A 16,969-nucleotide genomic window follows, 5' to 3' on the forward strand; every position below is an offset into this window, starting at 1 on the left:
GCCGGGCAACGCAAAAGCAAGCCCCACCGAAGCGGGGCCAAAGCGGCGCGGTTCCAAAACTTAGAGTCCCGCCCGCTTCAAGAACGCCTTGCGAGCTGCCGGCGACACGCGCGCGCGCCACTTGCCGTTGATGATGTTGATCATCTGCCGCTTGCCGTTAGGCCAGATGATGCAGTGGGTGTGCATCCAAGAAGACGGCCCGCCGGTGTAGCTCAAATCGAAGAGCGACGACGTGCCGACCGTGTAGCATCCGAGGCGGATTGATGGCGAGTGGGAGTGGCCCACGATCGACTTGAACGGCAGCCGCGAGAACCCATTCGGCGAGCCCTTCGCACCGTTCGGGCCTTTGTCGCCGTGCATCGAAATCTCGACGCCGAGGATCTTCACGCTGAGCCGGCGGTCGTGGAACGTCATCCGCTTGGCGAGGTGCGCGAATTCACTGTTGTGCATCCACAGTTCAAAGAGACTTGGGATCTCGTTGCCCGCGGGGCCGAGCTTCATTGCGTCGAGAATGAGTATCGAGCACTGGCACCACAGTCGCAGATTCGCCGCGCTCATCTTCTTTGGATCGGCAGTCGTCAGCCACTTGTAGAAGGCGTCGTTGTGGTTCGCTCCGATCATGTCGATCGCGATCCCAAGGGCGGCCGGCACCAGCTCTTCGATTCGCTTGCACGTCTTCGCCAGCTCGCCATGCACGCTCGCAATGCCATGCATCTGCTTGCCAAGCTTTTGAAAGTGGTCATGCTCGTCGTGATGGTTCTGCGATTGGAAATCCAGCGCGTCGCCCATGACGATCCGCTTGGGGTTCAGCGTCCGCATGATCGAGTCGGCGTTGGAGAACGTCGCCGCCTCAACGTCCGGGTCGCCCACGGTGAAGTGAGAGTCGCCCAAGTAAAGGCCAGCGATGCGCGCGGTTCCAAGAGGCTTGAAGCCGTCCTTTGAGAAGTAGCCCTCGGCCCCCTCCCCGAAGTCGTAGAAGCCGCCCTTGTCGTCGCAGTTGAGGTTCCGGATGTGGAAGGAGTCGCCCGGCCCGAACTCGACGACCACGGCGCCAATGCTGTGATTGAATTCCGCCTTATGCCCGGTCTTGGTCGGAAGGTAGGCGTTGTTTGGTTTGGAGATCGTCGACGTCGTCCACATCTGCGCCGGCGATCCACCCAGCGTCGCCATCGTCTTCATCGCCATCTGCGGGTGGGGGATGATGACGGTGTGGCCCTTGGAGAGCCCGTCGAGCCCGGCGAACGGGTCGACAATGGTCGGGCTCACGTTGAGCTTGGCGAGAAGCTTCAAGCCCTTGCGAAGCGAGACGTTTTCGAGGAGTAGGTGTTCCGGGTCGACGTGGAATTTCGAGTCTTGCTTGAAGAAGTATTTGCTGCCGCCGACATACAGTTTGAAGTTGCGCAGCTCGCAGTATTTGACGAGCGATTCGTATGCGCGCTTGTCGCTCGGCGTGTCGTTCATGATGCACGTCGCCACGACGCCGTCATAGCCCGCCAAGTCTTTGTCGAGGGGCTCGGCGAAGCGCGCCGCTTTTCGCACTTGGCTGACCGTGATCCCCTGCCCTGCTTGGGCCCGCCACCGGCGAGCGGTGCGCCCGGGGACGCCAAGCTCCGCCGCCACCTGGTTGATCTCGCCGCCCTCCTTCAGCATCGCGAGGAAGGTCCTTCGTTGAGAATCGGGCCTCCCCGCTGCCCCAAATTCGTTGCCCCGCCGCGTGCTCACGGTCTGTTTGGCTTTGCTTTTCACTGGTCTCTCTCCCTGAACGCGCGAGATTTTCGCGCCTGATTCAGTCTTACCCATGGGCAACAGGCAAAGTCAAACGCCTACCAGCCCGCTCGTCGGCAGGCTCGCTTATGCGCTTGCGGATGGGGATCAGTTGCGTTTAGCTGGCGGCTTTTTCGCGGCAGGCTTCGCCCTGGTGGTGAGCTTCACCGCCGGCTTGGGGGCGGGCTTACGTCTTGGAACCGCGCGCGGGGCAATCGCTTTATAGGTCTTGCTCACGATCGTCCCGCCCGTGCCCGGGTCAAGAGCCGCCGCCACGGCGATCGCCTCTTCAATCGTGCGGCCACAGTGGAGCGCGCCAAGGGCATACCGCGACCCGCTTCCCATGGAGAAGTAGCGGCCCGTCACTGAGATCGCCATGCATGCACCATCCCAGCAATGCACGCCATTCGCCCCGACAGTCATGGCCTCGAAGTCGCCGGAGAACGTGGGGATCGCCGCCATGTCGCAGCCGCGGCGGACCCAGTCGACGAACTTCAACGCATCGTTGACGATGCCGCAGATGCCGACGAGCGTCCCGTCGTCGAGCGTGAAGATCTTCTGCGTTTCAAACGTGGTGTGGCCTGTGCACTGCGAATCGCTCGCGATCGCCATGCGCTGAGTGTCGACGACGACGGTGGTCATGGCCGGCCTCAGGAGAAGAATTTCGCGATGATGTGGGGATGCTCCACGGCCCATTTGACGGCGCCGACCACTGCAAGCACAACGGGCACGACGATCTTGATCGTGTGCCAGCTTCCCTGCGCCTTGTCCGCCATGCCTTTGAGTTCTTTGACGACCGTGACGAGCTCGGCGATCTGCCCGGCGAACGTCGCGACTTGGGCGCCGATCAAGTCGATCTGCCCCTTCAATTCGTGCGTCGTCTTCGACAGCGACTCGAATTTCTCGATGACTTCTTTGAGCCGCGACTCCAAGCCGTCGACGGCCCCCTTCATCTCGCTGCGAAGATCTTTCGCGAGCTGATCCATGTCTTTCTTCAACTGAACGTTGAGCTTGTCGATCTGTTCCAGCGCATAATCGCGCACGCTCTTGTCCACGTCCGTCAAGCCCTGGTGGAGCGTGCGGAAGTCCTCGGTTGAATACTTGCGAATGATCTCTTCGAGCTTCGCGTGCAGCGCCACGACGTCATCAATGCTTTTTTCAATCAGAGCCAGCCGGACTTCCACGTCCAGTGCTCGGGAGTTCTGCGTCATGTCGCTTTCCTTTGTGGCCCTTTGGTGGGGGCTCTTGTTGTAGTCGGAGCGCGACATTGGCGCCCATATGCTGGTCTGCGTCTTTGCGCATTCCAGTGAATGAGGCGGGCAAAGTCTTGCCCGACGGCACCCTCATTCAATCAAAAGAGCGATGGCCGCGCAAGGAAAGTGGCGGGCGCGCGGCGAAAGGGATGCAAGAGCCCGGCAAGCCGGCTGGTCTCGTCCCCCGGGCGATCCAGAGGCCCGCTTCGCGGCTGGTCGTGTCCTTCGGCACTCCAAAGGGCTCGCTTTGCGACTGGTCTCGTCCGGTGGCGATCCAAGGCCCATGGGCGTGAACCCTGCGAAAAAATCAGATCCTCCCGGAGGGCCCCTCCAATTTCTACTACGGGTTCACGCCCATGGCTGGTCGCGTCCTGCGGCGCTCCATCCCCGCTGCGCAAAAAACAGGCCCCCCCATTTTTCACTACGCGGGGCACGTCAAGGGCGGCATGGGATGCCTCATGGGGAGATTGAACATAAAAGGGAATTTTCCGAAGAACCCTTGGCCTTGGGGCCATGCCTTCGGCACCGGGATTCATCGCAAAATTTCTTTTATGTCTTGCGCCCTGCAACCTTGTCCCCTTCGGGGCACATCACTCCGGGGGATTCCTCGAACCCCTCCCCCTGCGCAATTCAAGGTCTAGGGTAAATCCCCCATGACGCATTCCGCCATCGCTTTTGGCGACGGCAAAGACCACGTCAAGAGCACGACCCGCAAAGCTTCAATCGGAGGCGTTCTTGAACCCGAACGCAAGCCCTGGCGGCATCTCGATGCGCAGCTCCGGCCTGCGGCGCTCCGCAACACGCACCGCGATTGACGCCAAACCCAGCTCGCCGACCATTTTGCGCAGCGGGTCTCGACGCGCGAGCTGGAACCCGAATCGGCCTTGCGGCGCGATCGACAAGCTCAAACGGCGCGGCGGCAGAAGCGGAACAGCCCGCCCCGCCATCCATGCCACGTCATCCGCCTCCAACATCGAGCCGGCCACTGCGGCACGAGCCACCCCGGCCGCATCGAGGCTATCGGCCCTTTCGGAGAGCTCGGCAGATCCGCACCCTACGACGACCCCATCGGCGTCCATGGTGTCAATATTTTCTTCTAACGTAGCCGTTACGCTGGCAAAAACTATGCTAGAACCGAATAGAGCATCGCTTTTGTCTTGAAAATCGCCACCGCCGTTTTTGGGCTGCGCTCCTGTGCCCGCCATCCCATCAACGGCCTCAACAAGCAGACCCAAAGCGGAAAACGAAAGCATCCCAAAGGCCCGCATCGCATCCGACAATCTCGTCCCCAATGAGCGGCACGAAGAAAGCCGAAGCCAGCCCGCGAGAGTTTACAGTGCGCGACTCAGTTGCCGGCGGTGATCTTGATCTGCTCGATGAGCACGGGCTGATCAGTCTTGATCACCGCATCGGGCATCATCACGAAGTCCTTTCCGGGGCCGACTTCGAAATCGATGACGCCAACCCCAGCGGAATTCGAGATGCGTCCCCAAGTCGCTACCGTTCCCGACGCAGTCGCGTGCTCAGTGCCGACGCCTTGGGAGATTGGGTTGGCGGTCAGAACTGCTGTCGTCGGCGTCGACGCGAACGTCGAAGCCGCTTCGCACGTCGCCAGAGGTTGAGTGCCCGGGACCGCGTCGGGACTCGCCGGCCGGGTGCCCGCATAAAGCGAAACGATTCCATTGGCGCCGATCCGAGCATTTGCAGCGCTCAACCGATCGATCTTAAGGGCGAGAGAGTAAGTGAGTGCCATTCGATGCTCCGGGGGTTATTTTATTCTGAGACTCACCATCAACGCGCGGTAGAGGGCAATGCTCCACAATGAGGAAAAAGGGCCGGAAGAACCGGCCCGCAGACAAACTCAGTTGCCCGCAAAGATCGTGAGCGTCCCGATGAACATGTCGCCGCCTTTGGTGATCGTGCTGTCAGGATACATCTTCATCGCCGCACCGCTCCACTGATCGCCGACGGTGAAATTGAGCACGCCGACTCCAGCCGAAGTCCGGATCTGGCCCCACGTGGCCTGAACGGCATCCGGGGCATGCTCATTGTAGAACGGGCCGGCCACTGGAAAGAAATCCATCTGACCGTTGGCGGCAGGCTGAAACACCGCCACGCTGCAAATGAATGCGACCAGCTCGCGCATGTCCGGGTCGAGAGGTGCTTCGGGGTCTTCGGGGAAATACTGCCCGTCGAGAAGCACGATCTGCGCCTCGCCTCCCAAAATCTCCGTGATTTTGTCGAGACGCGCGTTCTTGACGGGGGTGCTGTATCGCAAGTGCACGACGCCATCGCCGATTTCTACTGGCATTTCTTTCTCCTGATGTTTTTATTGTTCTGCGAGGGCTCGCCACTGAACTCATGCTATAAAAAGCGAAGCGACAAGGCAATGGCATCCGCCAGTGCCCGAACCGCCCCACATTACGCCCCTTCGTCTTTGAAGCGATCGATCAACCGACGCTGAGCCTGCGCGATCTGATCGCCCAGCTCCTTCACCCGCTCTTTGTCGCCGCGCTCTGTCGCTTTCTTGCGCGCTTGGCTCAGCTTCTTGACCTGGCCCTCCACGTTTTTCGCCACCGGGATCAAACGGGCATGCGGGTTGTCGGCGTAGTAGCCGGCGACGTCGCCCTGGTCTTTTTTGCGTCCCTCGACTTCGAGCTCGTGCGTATTGATCGTTTTGAGAGCCTCATGGTAGCGAGCGGACACCGCACCATTGGAGTCCGCGTTCGAATAGTAGCCCGACAGGATCGGCATCTTGCCCGGGTCGAGCTCTTCTCCGGTGGCGACCGACTCCGCCGCGTTGCCGATCCGCAGACCTTCACGGAATAGCCCGCCCCCGAGCGTGCCCAGGAAGAAGTCGATCTGATCCGGCGTCGGCGACACCGCGCCCGGCTTGTAGTCGGTCCCTCCCGTGAGGCTGTTCAACGCTTGCGAGCCCCACTTGGAGAAAGCGGTCGCCGAGTCCTTCGACCTAGTGTGGCCCGGGGTGGGGTCGTCGCGGCTCAAGTTCTCGCGGTAGATCTGATTCCCTGCGAAGTCTTTGTTTTCGGTGAGCTGCACGAAGGGGTCGAGGAACGTCGGCGCCAAAGTCTGCGACAGAGTCCCGCCGGAGCCGATCGGGTTGAAGCCATCGGTCGTTGCCTCGATCGTTTTCGCCAAGCGATCGAGCGGCTTGCCGTAGACAATCGCATTGAAGACTTGGCGTCCCATCGTCGGCAACACCGAGTAGCCCTGCGGCAGGGGGATGCGCAGATATTCTTTATCCCCCAACGGCAGCAGCAGGTTCTTCGACGCGTCGTTCTCGCGGATCTCATCATCGTCGAAGCCGGCGGCAGCCATCAGCGCGGCTTGGGCCACGCCAGCGAGGATGCCGCCCACGAGGATCTTCTTCCCTGCCGGGGTCAGCGAGAACGGCATGCCGTAGGGGCCCGTCTTGTCGGTGTCGAAGATCGTCCGCCCCACCGACGTCGTGCCTTGGATCGCCGCATTGAAGAACCCATAGAAGCTCGTGAACAGCGTCGTGTCGGTGCCCTTGCGGCCGAAATTCACCGTCAAGTTTTGCGCCAAGCTGATCGCCTGCGCCTCACTGACGCCATTCTCGCGTGCCGTTTTGTAGATCGCAAAACGCGTCCCGTTTTCAAGCGCCTCGTTCCAGATCTCCAAGCCGGCGGCCAGCGGGCGGCCTACCTTGTCGACGAAGGCGCTCAGCGGCTTGTCGAGCATGACTTTTTCCAGCCCGCGACCGGCGGCATTGTCGAGGAACCAGTCTTTGTCGAGCTGCTTTTTCAGCGCGTGGATCTGATCCTCCGCGTTCCCGTAAATCCTCGAGAAGTCCATCTTCCCGCCCAGCTCGCGGAAGCGATTGAACTCGGCCCGCAGCGCTTGCGACGCCGCGCTGCTGCGCTTCGATCCCGAGAGCTCGGCGAAGACCGCCCGGGTGCCGAGGGCTTGGTTTCGCAAGAGCTGCGCTTGCTTGCCAGCGAGCGGCGTGTTTTCGATCGCGATCGCGGCGTGCCCGGTGTCGCGGATGATGTTTTTGATGCCGAAGAACGGGTTGAGCGACGTGTTGATCTGCGAAATGTAGCGCGTGAACTTGCTGATCATCTTGATGACCTCAGCATCCGCCTTGAAGTCATTCACCCCTGTGTATGCGGCGGCGATCGTTCGCGCCAATGGCGAGTCCTGGTTGAACTCGATGGCGTAGTCCTTCCCGTCGACGCGATAAGCGACGAAGTTCGGCTTGTCTGCGAAATACGGATCGTCTTGCAGAAGAGCCTCGACGATGTTGCCATCTTCGTCGGTCCGGAATGCCGGTTTCTGTGGCAATCCATATTCCGTCGTGTCGCCTTCGGCCGGGCTCGTGATGTGGCCCTCGATCTGCGTCGGCTTGACCAGCCGGGCGACGTCCTTCTTCAGATAGCGCTTGGTGAACGCCGCCATGACGACGAGAGCATCGTTGTCAGCAGCCCGCTTGATCGTTTTCACCGTGTCGTTGATCGCGTGCGCGATCACATTCTCCACGGGCCGGCTCGACCCGGACGCCTCGCGAGTCAGCGACCCGCCGGTGCCTTGGCTCGGGCCGTTACCCCGCAAGATGTCGTCGTATCCCTCGCGTTTGAGAGGCACATAGAAGTCATACTTGCCATCCCACGAGTCGACAGTTTTCTTGGTTTCAATGCCGGCCGCGACTTGGCGACGGCGGTTGTCTTCGATGATGCCTTCCACCATCGCCGACGCGCGTTGCAACGCGGGATGGAGCTCATCGAGCCTCTGCATCGCCGCGTCCCGCGAGAGGCCCGCGATGTCCACCCCGAGGATTTGCGCCGACTGCTCGTTCGACATGCCGGACAATGCCTCATTGTTGGCACGGTTTGGGTTGATGCGCTTCATCTCCGCGTTGCGCTCGGGGGCGTGGCGAGCCTGCATGTAATCCGACAGCGTTTCGAGCGGAATCTTCTGCTCTTTCAAGAATTCGAGCAGTGGCTCGACATGCTTCTCGTTGAAGCGCCGCGATTCGTCCCCGGCGATCGACGCCGCTTTGTCTTGGGCGAGCGATGGATTTAGTTCGTCGGGGATCGACTTGCCGAGGCCTTTTTCGACATCGCGCACGAGCTTGCGCATTGTCGTGAATTTATCGACATACTTGACCTTGGCTTTGGTCCGCTTGGTGGTCTCCGCGGCCGCATCCACTCCCGCCGTGCGATCGGCAGCAGGCGCCGGATCTGCCGCCCCTTCCGAAAACAGGCGCTCGCCGCTGGACCGGGACGAGACGTCGCCGTCTTGACGCTTTGCGCCGTAGTCGACATGCCCAACGAGAGCATCCGTTGCCATATTCAAGAGCTCGGTGGACGTCAGCTCGTTGACCCACTTGTTGAAGCGGCCGGTCTCGGAGATCTTCATGCCCCTCGTCAGCATCCGGAGCGACTGTCGGAACCACTCGACGACGCGCTCGGCGATCGACGACTTCGGGTTCTGCTCGACGTAGTAAGCGAGCATCTCTTCGTAGACATGAAGCGGGTTGGTGTTTTCCGGCACCGCTTTAAATGCCGCCGTAGCCCTTTTGTCCCCGCTCCGGAGCAGCTCGACCATCCGACGCTCAATGGCTTCGAACTCGCTCTTGCTCTTGCCAAGCTGAGCCGCGTGGACGCCGACTTCGTGCAGGACCAAACCTTTGATCCGCTGGTCCGACCAGTCCGCAGGGATGTTGTCGAACGCAATGCGAACGCGCGACACGCTGCCTTGCGTCTCGCTCACGCCATACGTGCGGGGGCCAATGCCGCCGATCTCCGCGGCCGTCTCCAAGGTAAAATCGGTCAGCTTCAACAAGTCGGTGCCGAGGCCTGGCTTGACACCGTTGAAGATGGTTTCGATGCGAGACGCCAGCTCCTCGCGGGAGATAGTTTGCGGAGCTTGGCTGGTCGTCGGCTGGGCGCCGGCAGACTCCAAACGAGTGGCATCGCCCGAAGCCGGCGTCGCCACGGCGGCGGCAGCGTTTTGCGCCGCCCCCGGGGTGAACATGTCTCGCATCGCCGCTTGATCGACCAGCGACTGGACGGGCTTGGGGAGCTTGCCTTCGGCGTCGCGGCGGGCCATCGAAACCACGCGATCCAAGCTCGCTCCTTGGCGGACGAGCGCCGCGGCCAGCGTGTTGTTGTTCGTCGCGAGAGCCAGTTGCAGAGCAGTGAACCCATTCCCGTCGACTGCCTCCAGATCCGCACCGGCCCGGGCAAGCCTTGCTGCCGCTTTGGTGTCGCCCGCCTCGATCGCGGCAGTCAGTGGCGTGCGCCCGCTTTCACCGATCGCGTTGAGGTTGGCTCCACTCTCCCCGAGGCGGGTCAGCATTTGCGGGGTGGCATCCTTGGCTGCGGCCAGCTCCATCACGGCGTTGTGGTCCACCACGGGATCTTTTCCGTAGACTTGGGCCGCCTCGCTGGCGGGAGCAGCGCTGAATCCACTGTTGCCTTGGTCGTCGACCGTCGGCACGGCGAAATGCCGCTCTCCGCTTGTTTGCTCCATGCGAGCAGCTTCCGCGCGGGCCGAGGCCCCGTCCGCATAAAAAGCCGGACCGACGGGCTCGACAGGCGCTTGCTGTTGCACCGCGGCGGCAGCCTGTTGCTGGGCTCGCGAGATGCTCCCATTCGCCAGCTCGGCAGACACCGCGGCGGACGACATCGGGCCAGCGGTCGGGTCAAGCGTCACCGACGTGCCAGCCACGGCATTCGCGATCGTAACTGTGCCGCTCGCAAGATCAACCGACGAGCCAGCCTGCACGTTCGGCGGGATGGCTTGAACTGCCGGCTCGGGGGCGGCCGGCTGAGGCGCCGCTTGCGGCTTGATCACATCCGCATAAGGCACGTCCACAATGCCGCGTTCGCTATTCGTGTCGATACGGACACGGCCGAAGCGCAGCTTTTCCACCGTCCCCGAGACGTCTTGATCGCCAACGCGAGCTTGAACGGCATCCCCCGGACGAATCCTTGCGGCCTTCACTGCCTCGGCCTGCCGCTCCTTGTCAGTCAGCGCGCCGGTGATGCGACGACGCTCAGCGGAAAGCCTGAGCCCAGCCGCCTTTTTCGCCTTTTCGATCGTCGAGCGGGGGTAGACCTCCGGAAGCAGGCCCGCCAAGCTGCGGCTGTGATTTTCATCTGCCGCCGCCCATGCCTGCCGTTGTTCCGGTGTGAGAATGAAGTCCTGTCCATTCACGCGGACGGCCCCCTCGGCGGGCCCAGCGGGCTGAGTTTGGGCCTCAGCGGGACCAGTAGCAGCCTGAGCCGGCTCAATTGCGGCGGGAGCCTCCACATCCGCGAGAGTGGCATCCGATGCTGGCGCGGGGATCGGTGGTTCTTGCGCCTCAGCGATCGCGGCGGGGGCCTCTACGGCCGGCCCGGTGGCCATGTCGCCGAAGATGTCTTCCTCAGGCTCGATTGCTCGCGACGGGACTGGCTGGCTCGCGCTGGGAGCGGCAGCAGCCGGGCCGGCGGGGGCCTCGGGTTCGGCATCCGGAATGGCATCTTCGCTTGAGAAGCCGCGCCCTTCCATAGCTGATGCCTCTTGCGGGAGAGGCCCCGCGACTGGTGGCACGGGGCTCCCCGCCGCCTCGGGAGGGACGTCCGTTGGCACGGGTGCGCCGTTGCGAGAGCGAATGCCCGCGACCGCATTCCCTCCGGCCCCCATCACACCGCCAAGGATAGCTCCGGCAGCAGCCGCTTTGCCCACCCCTTCATCCCACTGGCGGTCGAGCGCAAGGTTTTGAGCGACTTGCTCTTGAACGGACTGCGGAAGCTCTTCGATAACCCCCTCGGTCAAAGCCCCCTCCCCGATCCGACGGGCGATACCCTTCCCGCTGGCAGAAGGCACGCTCGGAGCTCCCGCGATCAGCTCATCAACGTCGGCGATGCCAAGCCGGCGCGAGAGGTTGCCGGCCGCCGCGCCAAGAGTCCCAGTCAAAGCTCCGGAGCCCGCGGCGATTGCTGTTTGACCCAACGTCAAATCGCCAGACGCAGTCTCTTGGCGAATCTGCTCCGCGGTCTGCCCCCCAGAGATGGCCCCCTCGCCAATGCCGGCAGCAATGCCACGACTGATCGTAGGCGCCGCCTTCATGACGCCCTTGGCGACCGCACCGCCCGCAAACATGCTCGGGAGCGACTCTCCCGCAGTGGCAGCCAAAGCTCCGGGGTTCGCGAGATAGGCTTTGGCGGTGTCGGTAAAGCCGTCGACCGCATCCACGTTGCCTTGCTGCTCGTTCAACGCATCCGAGCGGTAGCTGTCGAGCTGCTGTCTCGCGGCCTTGGGATCGTATCCAACCGACGACAGGGCTTTGCCCGCTCGTCCAAGCGTTGGAATGTTCGCGAGACCAACAACCCCCTCGCCAACACCGATCACGCCCTTGGCGGCGGTGACGCCAACGTCGCGGGCGAAGTCCCCTATTCCATATCCGCGGCTGGGAGCCGGCACGTCATCAAGTCCAGAGAATGGATTCGGGGCTGACGATGATGCGGCCGGCGAAGGCGATGCAGCGCCGGAGCCGCCGACCGGGTCGAGCCCCTCGAACGGGTTGGGGATCTTCTTTTCGTTTGCCATAGCGTCCCTTATCCGCCCTCGAATGGGGCGATGGGTTCAGATTACCGAGGCGCGGCGGCCGCCGCAATGCCACCGCCTTAGGATCACTTCGACAGATACTTGGTCGCGTCTTCGCCGAACGTCTCCGACCAGCGGCGCAGCAACTCGGTTTTGAGGGCCGAGTTTTTTGCGTCGTCGGCCGCGGCGTAGCGGTCCTGCAGCTCTTTCACGATGTTTGCTGCCGGCTTTGGGAAGTCGACTTTACTCTTGCCGTATGCGGCACGACCTGAGTCAGAGAGTGAATTGATATACATCTGCTCAGAGCGAGGCTGCCGACCCGAATCGGTGTAACGCTTCACATCGTCTTGGTAGGCCTTCTGGAATGCCATTTGCCTGGACAGATCGAAGTCCTTCGAGCCGACGTTGGCCTCAGCCAAACTCTTCAATGTTTCCTTCGCACTTGCGTCCCCGTTGAGCACGGCCAGCTCCAATTGAGACCGGCGCTGTGCGAGCGGAGCCTCCGCCGCTGCACGGGAAGCCGTCGCCCGGGCGGCCTGAGCCTGCGCTTCACGCTCGGCGATCTGCGATGGCATGCCTTGCGCACGCAATTCAGCTTCGAACATGTCGATGCGGGTCCGGGCGTCCGCAGCCCTGCCCTGGTTCGCCGTTTGCGCGGCTTGGTTTTGCAGCCCAAGCGAGGTCGCCAAGTTGCGGTTGTAGGCCTTGGCGTCGGCGTATTCACCGATCGACATCGTGCGACTGTTGAGCTCTTTGAACTGCGGCAGGCGCGGCGCGGCGCTTGGCTCGTTTCCACCGATGACGGAGAACGTGCCAATCCCGCCGGGCGTGCCGTTCGTGATCATGTTGATCTCTTGCTGCGAGCGTCCCGCGCGAGCGGCGGGAGCCGATGCGGCGCCGGCGGGCGGCTCGACGAAGCTCGCGATCCCGCGCACGGTGGGTCGCTGCTCGGGAGGCGTTCCAATCGTCGGGGTTTCGATCGTTGGCGCCGATCGGGCCATCTGCGCGGCTTGCTCCGGCGTCACTGACCGGCTGCCTTCCGATGCTGGCCGGGTGAACGCCGCATACGGCTGGGGGGCGTTCGGGATGGACGCGCCTGCGGCCGACGCGCTTCCAATGCTTGGCGATGATGCCGACGAGATAGCCGGCGCCGATGGGGCGGCGGGCCTTGCCGGAGACGCGGAGTCCGGCGGCTTGGACATCAGCCCCTTTGACTTCGCGTATGCGTCGATCTCCGCCTGGCTAGGAGCCGCGCTGGCAGAGCGAAGGGACGGTCCCACACCAGAGAAACCTTCGGCGAGCTGACTTGCGGCAGTCGACGCAGTGCCCTTGGTGGTGTTATAGACGTCCCCGGCAAAGTCGGAGATGGCGCGGCGCGACGTGTTCAGGTTTTCGAGCGTGGCCGAGCCGCTGTCTCGAACAGCGGCAAAAGGAGTTGCGATGCCAGCAGCCGTCGCCCGCGCGACTTGCCCGATGCCCCGAGCGACGTTGCCTTGGTCAAAGCTGTCTGCCGCGCTGGCCGTGGACTTGTTGAAGTCCGCGATGCTTGCCGCCGTGCGTGGAGCCGATGCATTGAAAATCGCTTCCTTGCGGCGACGCTCCGCTTCTTGTGGCGACGGGCCAGCCATGCCATCGGGCCCATACGTGGGAAAATTCAAGCCTTGGCGAGGGTCGTCGACCGGATCGCCCGGCTTGCGCTTGCGCCCATTGTTGAAGCTGCTAATCCCGTTCGTCGCCATGTCGTCCTCTTGTTTTTCAAGCCGTCTTCGCGGCCCTGGTCAATCCATCTTATGCACGAAAGCGCCCAAGCTCAACAAAAGCAGGGGCCACTTCGTTACGAACTGGTGTTCACCGTCGTCGCCGCGAGCGACACCACGCCCGACATTGCCGCGCTGGCCGCCCCCTCGACCGTGCGGCCCAGCGAGGTCGTGCCTTCGGCGATCGCCTTGGTTTTTTCCAGCATCAGCCGGCCGCGGTCGAGACTTTGCTGAGTGAAGAGGCGGGCTTGCTCAATCCCTACCTGGTTGACGCTCGTGTAGTAGCTTGCCCGGCTTTGCGCCTCCGCAACCGCCGCGGCGGCTTTGACTTGGAAGGCTTGCACTGCGAGCGACTGGTTCGCCAAATCGTTGCGGGCCACCTCGCCGCGAGCCGACACAATCGACGTGAACGCGCTGATGTCAGCCGCGTATTGCTGCGAGATCGCCTCGTTGCGGCGGATCTCCGCATCGAGCTGTGCAGTTTGAGCGTCGATCTTCGCTTGAAAGCCTGCGAGTTCCGTTTGATATGCCCGAGCCTGCGAATCGAAGATCGCAATTTTTGCCTGCTCGCCTTGGATCGCGGCCGAGTAGCCAGACCATTCAGCATTCTTTGCCTGAGCTTGCGTCGCATAGACCTGCGCCTCGGTCTGAAAGATCTCCAATTTCAGCTTTTCCAAGTCGGCTTTGGCAACCACGGCGTCGACCTGCGTCTTGTAGACGTTCGCTTGGGTTTGCAGCCCTTCGAGCTGGGCGGTGTAGATCTCAACCTTCGCTCGGTCAACGTTCGTGAGAGCCTCCAAGGCGTCGATGTCGGCCTTGTAGACCTCTACCCCGGCCAGAGCCATGCGCAGCTTCGTTTCGAGCACGGAAGCGATCGCTTGATAGCGGCCCAGCCGGAATTTGAAGCCTTCGAGCTCCGCGTTGTAGCCTTCGATGATCATGTCGACCGCGATGCGCGACATGTCGATCGCGGCGCTATTCACTTGGATCATGTTGCTCTCTTTTGTGAGAGCGGCTTGCAGCATCGTCGTGCGCATCTGGCTCGACGCCGTGACTGCGAACTGCAAATTGGCTTGTTCGCGTTGGGCTTGATCGGTCGCGATTTCGATCGATGAGCGCGCGAGATTGTCGCCAGCATTCACCCGCAGCTGGAGCCGAGCGGCGTTCATCGCCACCGTGGGGATCGTGAACCCACGGCGGGCCCCGTCAGCGTCGACGGCCGCGATGTTGCGCAGGTATTCAGACGAGATCTTGTCGCGCGAGCGCTCATAAATCGCATTCTCGACTTCCGGCTTCAATGCCGTCCCGCCAGAGAAATACTTTGCGAGCTGCCCTTCGATCATCGAGAGTTGGGCGTGGTATTGCGGGTTGTATTTCGCGACGAAGCTGTCCATTTTCGACTCGATCGCGGACATCATGGCCGGCGCTTGCTCGCGATACGTCGCCACGAACTTAGACGAAACATCGCCCAACACGGGAAGATCGCCGCTTGGCGCCACTTCATCGAACGTTGGCAGCGAGATGTCGGGTCGCACCGGCATTGCGTAAGAGCCGATCGTCGGGGCCTCGAAGTTCGGGCTTTCCAGCGCGGCGGGCGGCGTCGGAAACTTCGCATCGATGTTGAGCTGCGGCGGCGCCGTCGTGAACGCCCCAAGCTCCGCTGGCCGGGATGGCAGCGTAAGCGTCGGCGCGACCACGCCAAACGTCGGCAGGTCCCCGATCACTAGCGGCGAGATCTGTTGAATATCGCCCGGCTTTACCGGCTCTGCCGGGATCTCGAACGCGACGGAGTGAAGCTCAGGGCTTTCAATCTGGTCCGGCTCTTTGAATGCTTGAGCGAGCGGGATCGAATAATCGATCTTGCCAGAGTCGATGTTGTTGATCGCCTCTTGCGCGGAGTCCGTGAGAGCCTGAGCCCGGTCCACAAGATTCGATGCCCACGCGATGCTTTGCGACTGAAGCTGGTCAGGAGTTGCCACGCTCTACCTCTTTTTATTTTTCTTTTCGGTTGCGATCACTTGCCGCGGCCGGTGACGTCAAACTCAATGTCGATCGCATCGACATCGATCCGCTCGCCCATGGCATTCGCCAGCCCAAATCCATAATACCGCGACCTAGTGCCACGTCCACCCAGCACGCGGCCATTTTGGGGCTTTTGCGAGCGGTCGTTGGTGTTCGCATGGCTTTGCGGATCATCATCCCCTGGAATGATCTGTCCGGTGTATCCACCACCGAGGCGGCCCCCAATATACATGTAGCGGATCTGCTTCAAGTTGCGCGAGCCGAGATCACTGAAAGCGGTCTGCATCTCCCAAGAGATCGGCTGGCCGTTGTCTGTCGAGCCGGCGTGCTCGTAGATCGCGTCGTCAGTGATGACGAAGTGCTTTTCCCCATGGCGCACAATCTGACGAGCGTTTGCAAAGCCAGCGTATGACGTAACTTCGTTGACGAAGACAGGCTGCGGAGCCTGATCGACCTTGTGCTGAAGGTTGATCGCGAAGGTTTGATAAGCGACTGCCGCGCCGTTGGTCCCGCTCGCCAAAAGCCTCGGCATCGGCACGACGAACGCCGCCTCGCCGGTGCCGGCGATCACGGGCATCGGGAAGGCTGCGACGAAAGTGCCAAACTGCGGAACCTCGCCCGACGCCGACATCGTCGGCATTGGTGCCACCGCGGAGATCGTCCCGACCGCTGCGATAAAGCCCGACGCCGACATGGTTGGCATCGCCGCGCGCGCTCGGATCGTGCCCCCGCCATACGCCACCATCGTTGGCATCGGCGCGGTCGCGGCAAAGCTCATCAACGCGGGAATGTCGCCAGTCGCGGATAGCTTCGGCATCGGGAACGAGGCGACGAACGAGCCGGACGCCGGCAGCTCTCCCACGGCCGACATCGTTGGCATCGGCACGCGCATGCGAATGAAACCTGAACCGTAAGCCGTGAGGGATGGCATCGGGAACGCCGCACGAATCACCCCGCCCACCGCCCCGGAACCCGAGAGCGTCGGCATCGGCGCGGCCGCGCGGAAGACGCCGGTGGTGAAGCTGCCCTGGTCGCCATTCAGGGCTCCCCCACTCATCGAGTCGCCCAACTCGATCATGTTGCCCGATCCGACGGAGCTCACCGGAGAGCTTCCTGCCGTGCCTGCTGCGGACATCACATCGCCAAGCTCGATGGCATCCATTGAGCCCGTGCGATCGATCTGCTCTTCCCCGTTCGTGACCTGCGCCGAAAACGTGTCCGGCGATTCCATCACACTGAAAATAGCCTCGATCGGGCCGGCTTCGATCACTTGCTGGATCTCGGCCTGAAAGACGTCGTCCGCCTCTTTGACATAGAAAGCGGCTTCGGTATAGCTGATCGGTTGATCGCCCTGATTCGCTGTTGCGTTGAAAACATCCGACGGCTCGAAAAGATAGCAATACGCCTCTTGATCGCGGACGGGGGCGTTTTTCTTGACGAGCACGCCAAGCCGGTCGTGCGCCTCAACGATGAAGCAATTCGCCTCGCGCACGATGACGGGAGCGACGTTTGAGATCGAACCATTGAAGGCATCCGCGGACTCGGTTACGACGAGCGTTGCTTCGATTGGTGAATTTTCAGCCACGCTTTTCTCCG

10 protein-coding genes are annotated in these 16,969 nt (G+C 62.2%); all 10 read right to left on the reverse strand.

Features of this window, described 5'->3' with window-relative positions; all coding sequences use genetic code 11:
- Nucleotides 1-60 precede the first annotated feature (60 nt).
- The 10 genes from KY496_RS11775 to KY496_RS11820 all read right to left on the reverse strand — a co-directional run bounded on the left by KY496_RS11775 (nt 61) and on the right by KY496_RS11820 (nt 16,958).
- Complete coding sequence (locus KY496_RS11775) at nt 61-1,746, reverse strand: helix-turn-helix domain-containing protein (protein ID WP_219864840.1); 1,686 nt, start codon at nt 1,744-1,746, stop codon at nt 61-63.
- 126 nt (nt 1,747-1,872) lie between these two features.
- On the reverse strand, nt 1,873-2,406 hold the full coding sequence (locus tag KY496_RS11780) for a hypothetical protein (protein ID WP_219864841.1): 534 nt from the start codon (nt 2,404-2,406) through the stop codon (nt 1,873-1,875).
- A gap of 8 nt (nt 2,407-2,414) precedes the next feature.
- Nucleotides 2,415-2,975 (reverse strand): hypothetical protein, encoded by a 561-nt coding sequence (locus tag KY496_RS11785; RefSeq protein WP_219864842.1) that lies wholly within the window; start codon nt 2,973-2,975, stop codon nt 2,415-2,417.
- A gap of 761 nt (nt 2,976-3,736) precedes the next feature.
- The gene (locus KY496_RS11790) at nt 3,737-4,297 is read right to left on the reverse strand and encodes a hypothetical protein (RefSeq protein ID WP_219864843.1); all 561 of its coding nucleotides are present in this window, start codon (nt 4,295-4,297) and stop codon (nt 3,737-3,739) included.
- Nucleotides 4,298-4,362: 65 nt separating this feature from the next.
- Nucleotides 4,363-4,770, reverse strand: a complete 408-nt coding sequence (locus KY496_RS11795) for a hypothetical protein (protein ID WP_219864844.1) — start codon at nt 4,768-4,770, stop codon at nt 4,363-4,365.
- Nucleotides 4,771-4,878: 108 nt separating this feature from the next.
- Nucleotides 4,879-5,328, reverse strand: a complete 450-nt coding sequence (locus KY496_RS11800; protein ID WP_219864845.1) for a hypothetical protein — start codon at nt 5,326-5,328, stop codon at nt 4,879-4,881.
- Nucleotides 5,329-5,438: 110 nt separating this feature from the next.
- Nucleotides 5,439-11,597 (reverse strand): LPD38 domain-containing protein, encoded by a 6,159-nt coding sequence (locus tag KY496_RS11805; protein WP_219864846.1) that lies wholly within the window; start codon nt 11,595-11,597, stop codon nt 5,439-5,441.
- A gap of 83 nt (nt 11,598-11,680) precedes the next feature.
- Nucleotides 11,681-13,333, reverse strand: a complete 1,653-nt coding sequence (locus KY496_RS11810) for a hypothetical protein (RefSeq protein WP_219864847.1) — start codon at nt 13,331-13,333, stop codon at nt 11,681-11,683.
- A gap of 95 nt (nt 13,334-13,428) precedes the next feature.
- Nucleotides 13,429-15,330, reverse strand: a complete 1,902-nt coding sequence (locus KY496_RS11815; RefSeq protein ID WP_219864848.1) for a hypothetical protein — start codon at nt 15,328-15,330, stop codon at nt 13,429-13,431.
- A gap of 35 nt (nt 15,331-15,365) precedes the next feature.
- Nucleotides 15,366-16,958, reverse strand: a complete 1,593-nt coding sequence (locus tag KY496_RS11820) for a hypothetical protein (protein ID WP_219864849.1) — start codon at nt 16,956-16,958, stop codon at nt 15,366-15,368.
- Nucleotides 16,959-16,969: the final 11 nt, after the last annotated feature.

It is taken from the genome of Massilia sp. NP310 (assembly GCF_019443485.1).
Taxonomy (GTDB): Bacteria; Pseudomonadota; Gammaproteobacteria; order Burkholderiales; family Burkholderiaceae_D; genus Telluria; species Telluria timonae.

Coding starts and splice junctions, on each gene's coding strand:
- KY496_RS11810 (WP_219864847.1), bottom strand. CDS start 13,333: ATGGCGACGAACGGGATTAGCAGCTTCAACAATGGGCGCAAGCGCAAG.
- KY496_RS11800 (WP_219864845.1), bottom strand. CDS start 5,328: ATGCCAGTAGAAATCGGCGATGGCGTCGTGCACTTGCGATACAGCACC.
- KY496_RS11780 (WP_219864841.1), bottom strand. CDS start 2,406: ATGACCACCGTCGTCGTCGACACTCAGCGCATGGCGATCGCGAGCGAT.
- KY496_RS11805 (WP_219864846.1), bottom strand. CDS start 11,597: ATGGCAAACGAAAAGAAGATCCCCAACCCGTTCGAGGGGCTCGACCCG.
- KY496_RS11785 (WP_219864842.1), bottom strand. CDS start 2,975: ATGACGCAGAACTCCCGAGCACTGGACGTGGAAGTCCGGCTGGCTCTG.
- KY496_RS11795 (WP_219864844.1), bottom strand. CDS start 4,770: ATGGCACTCACTTACTCTCTCGCCCTTAAGATCGATCGGTTGAGCGCT.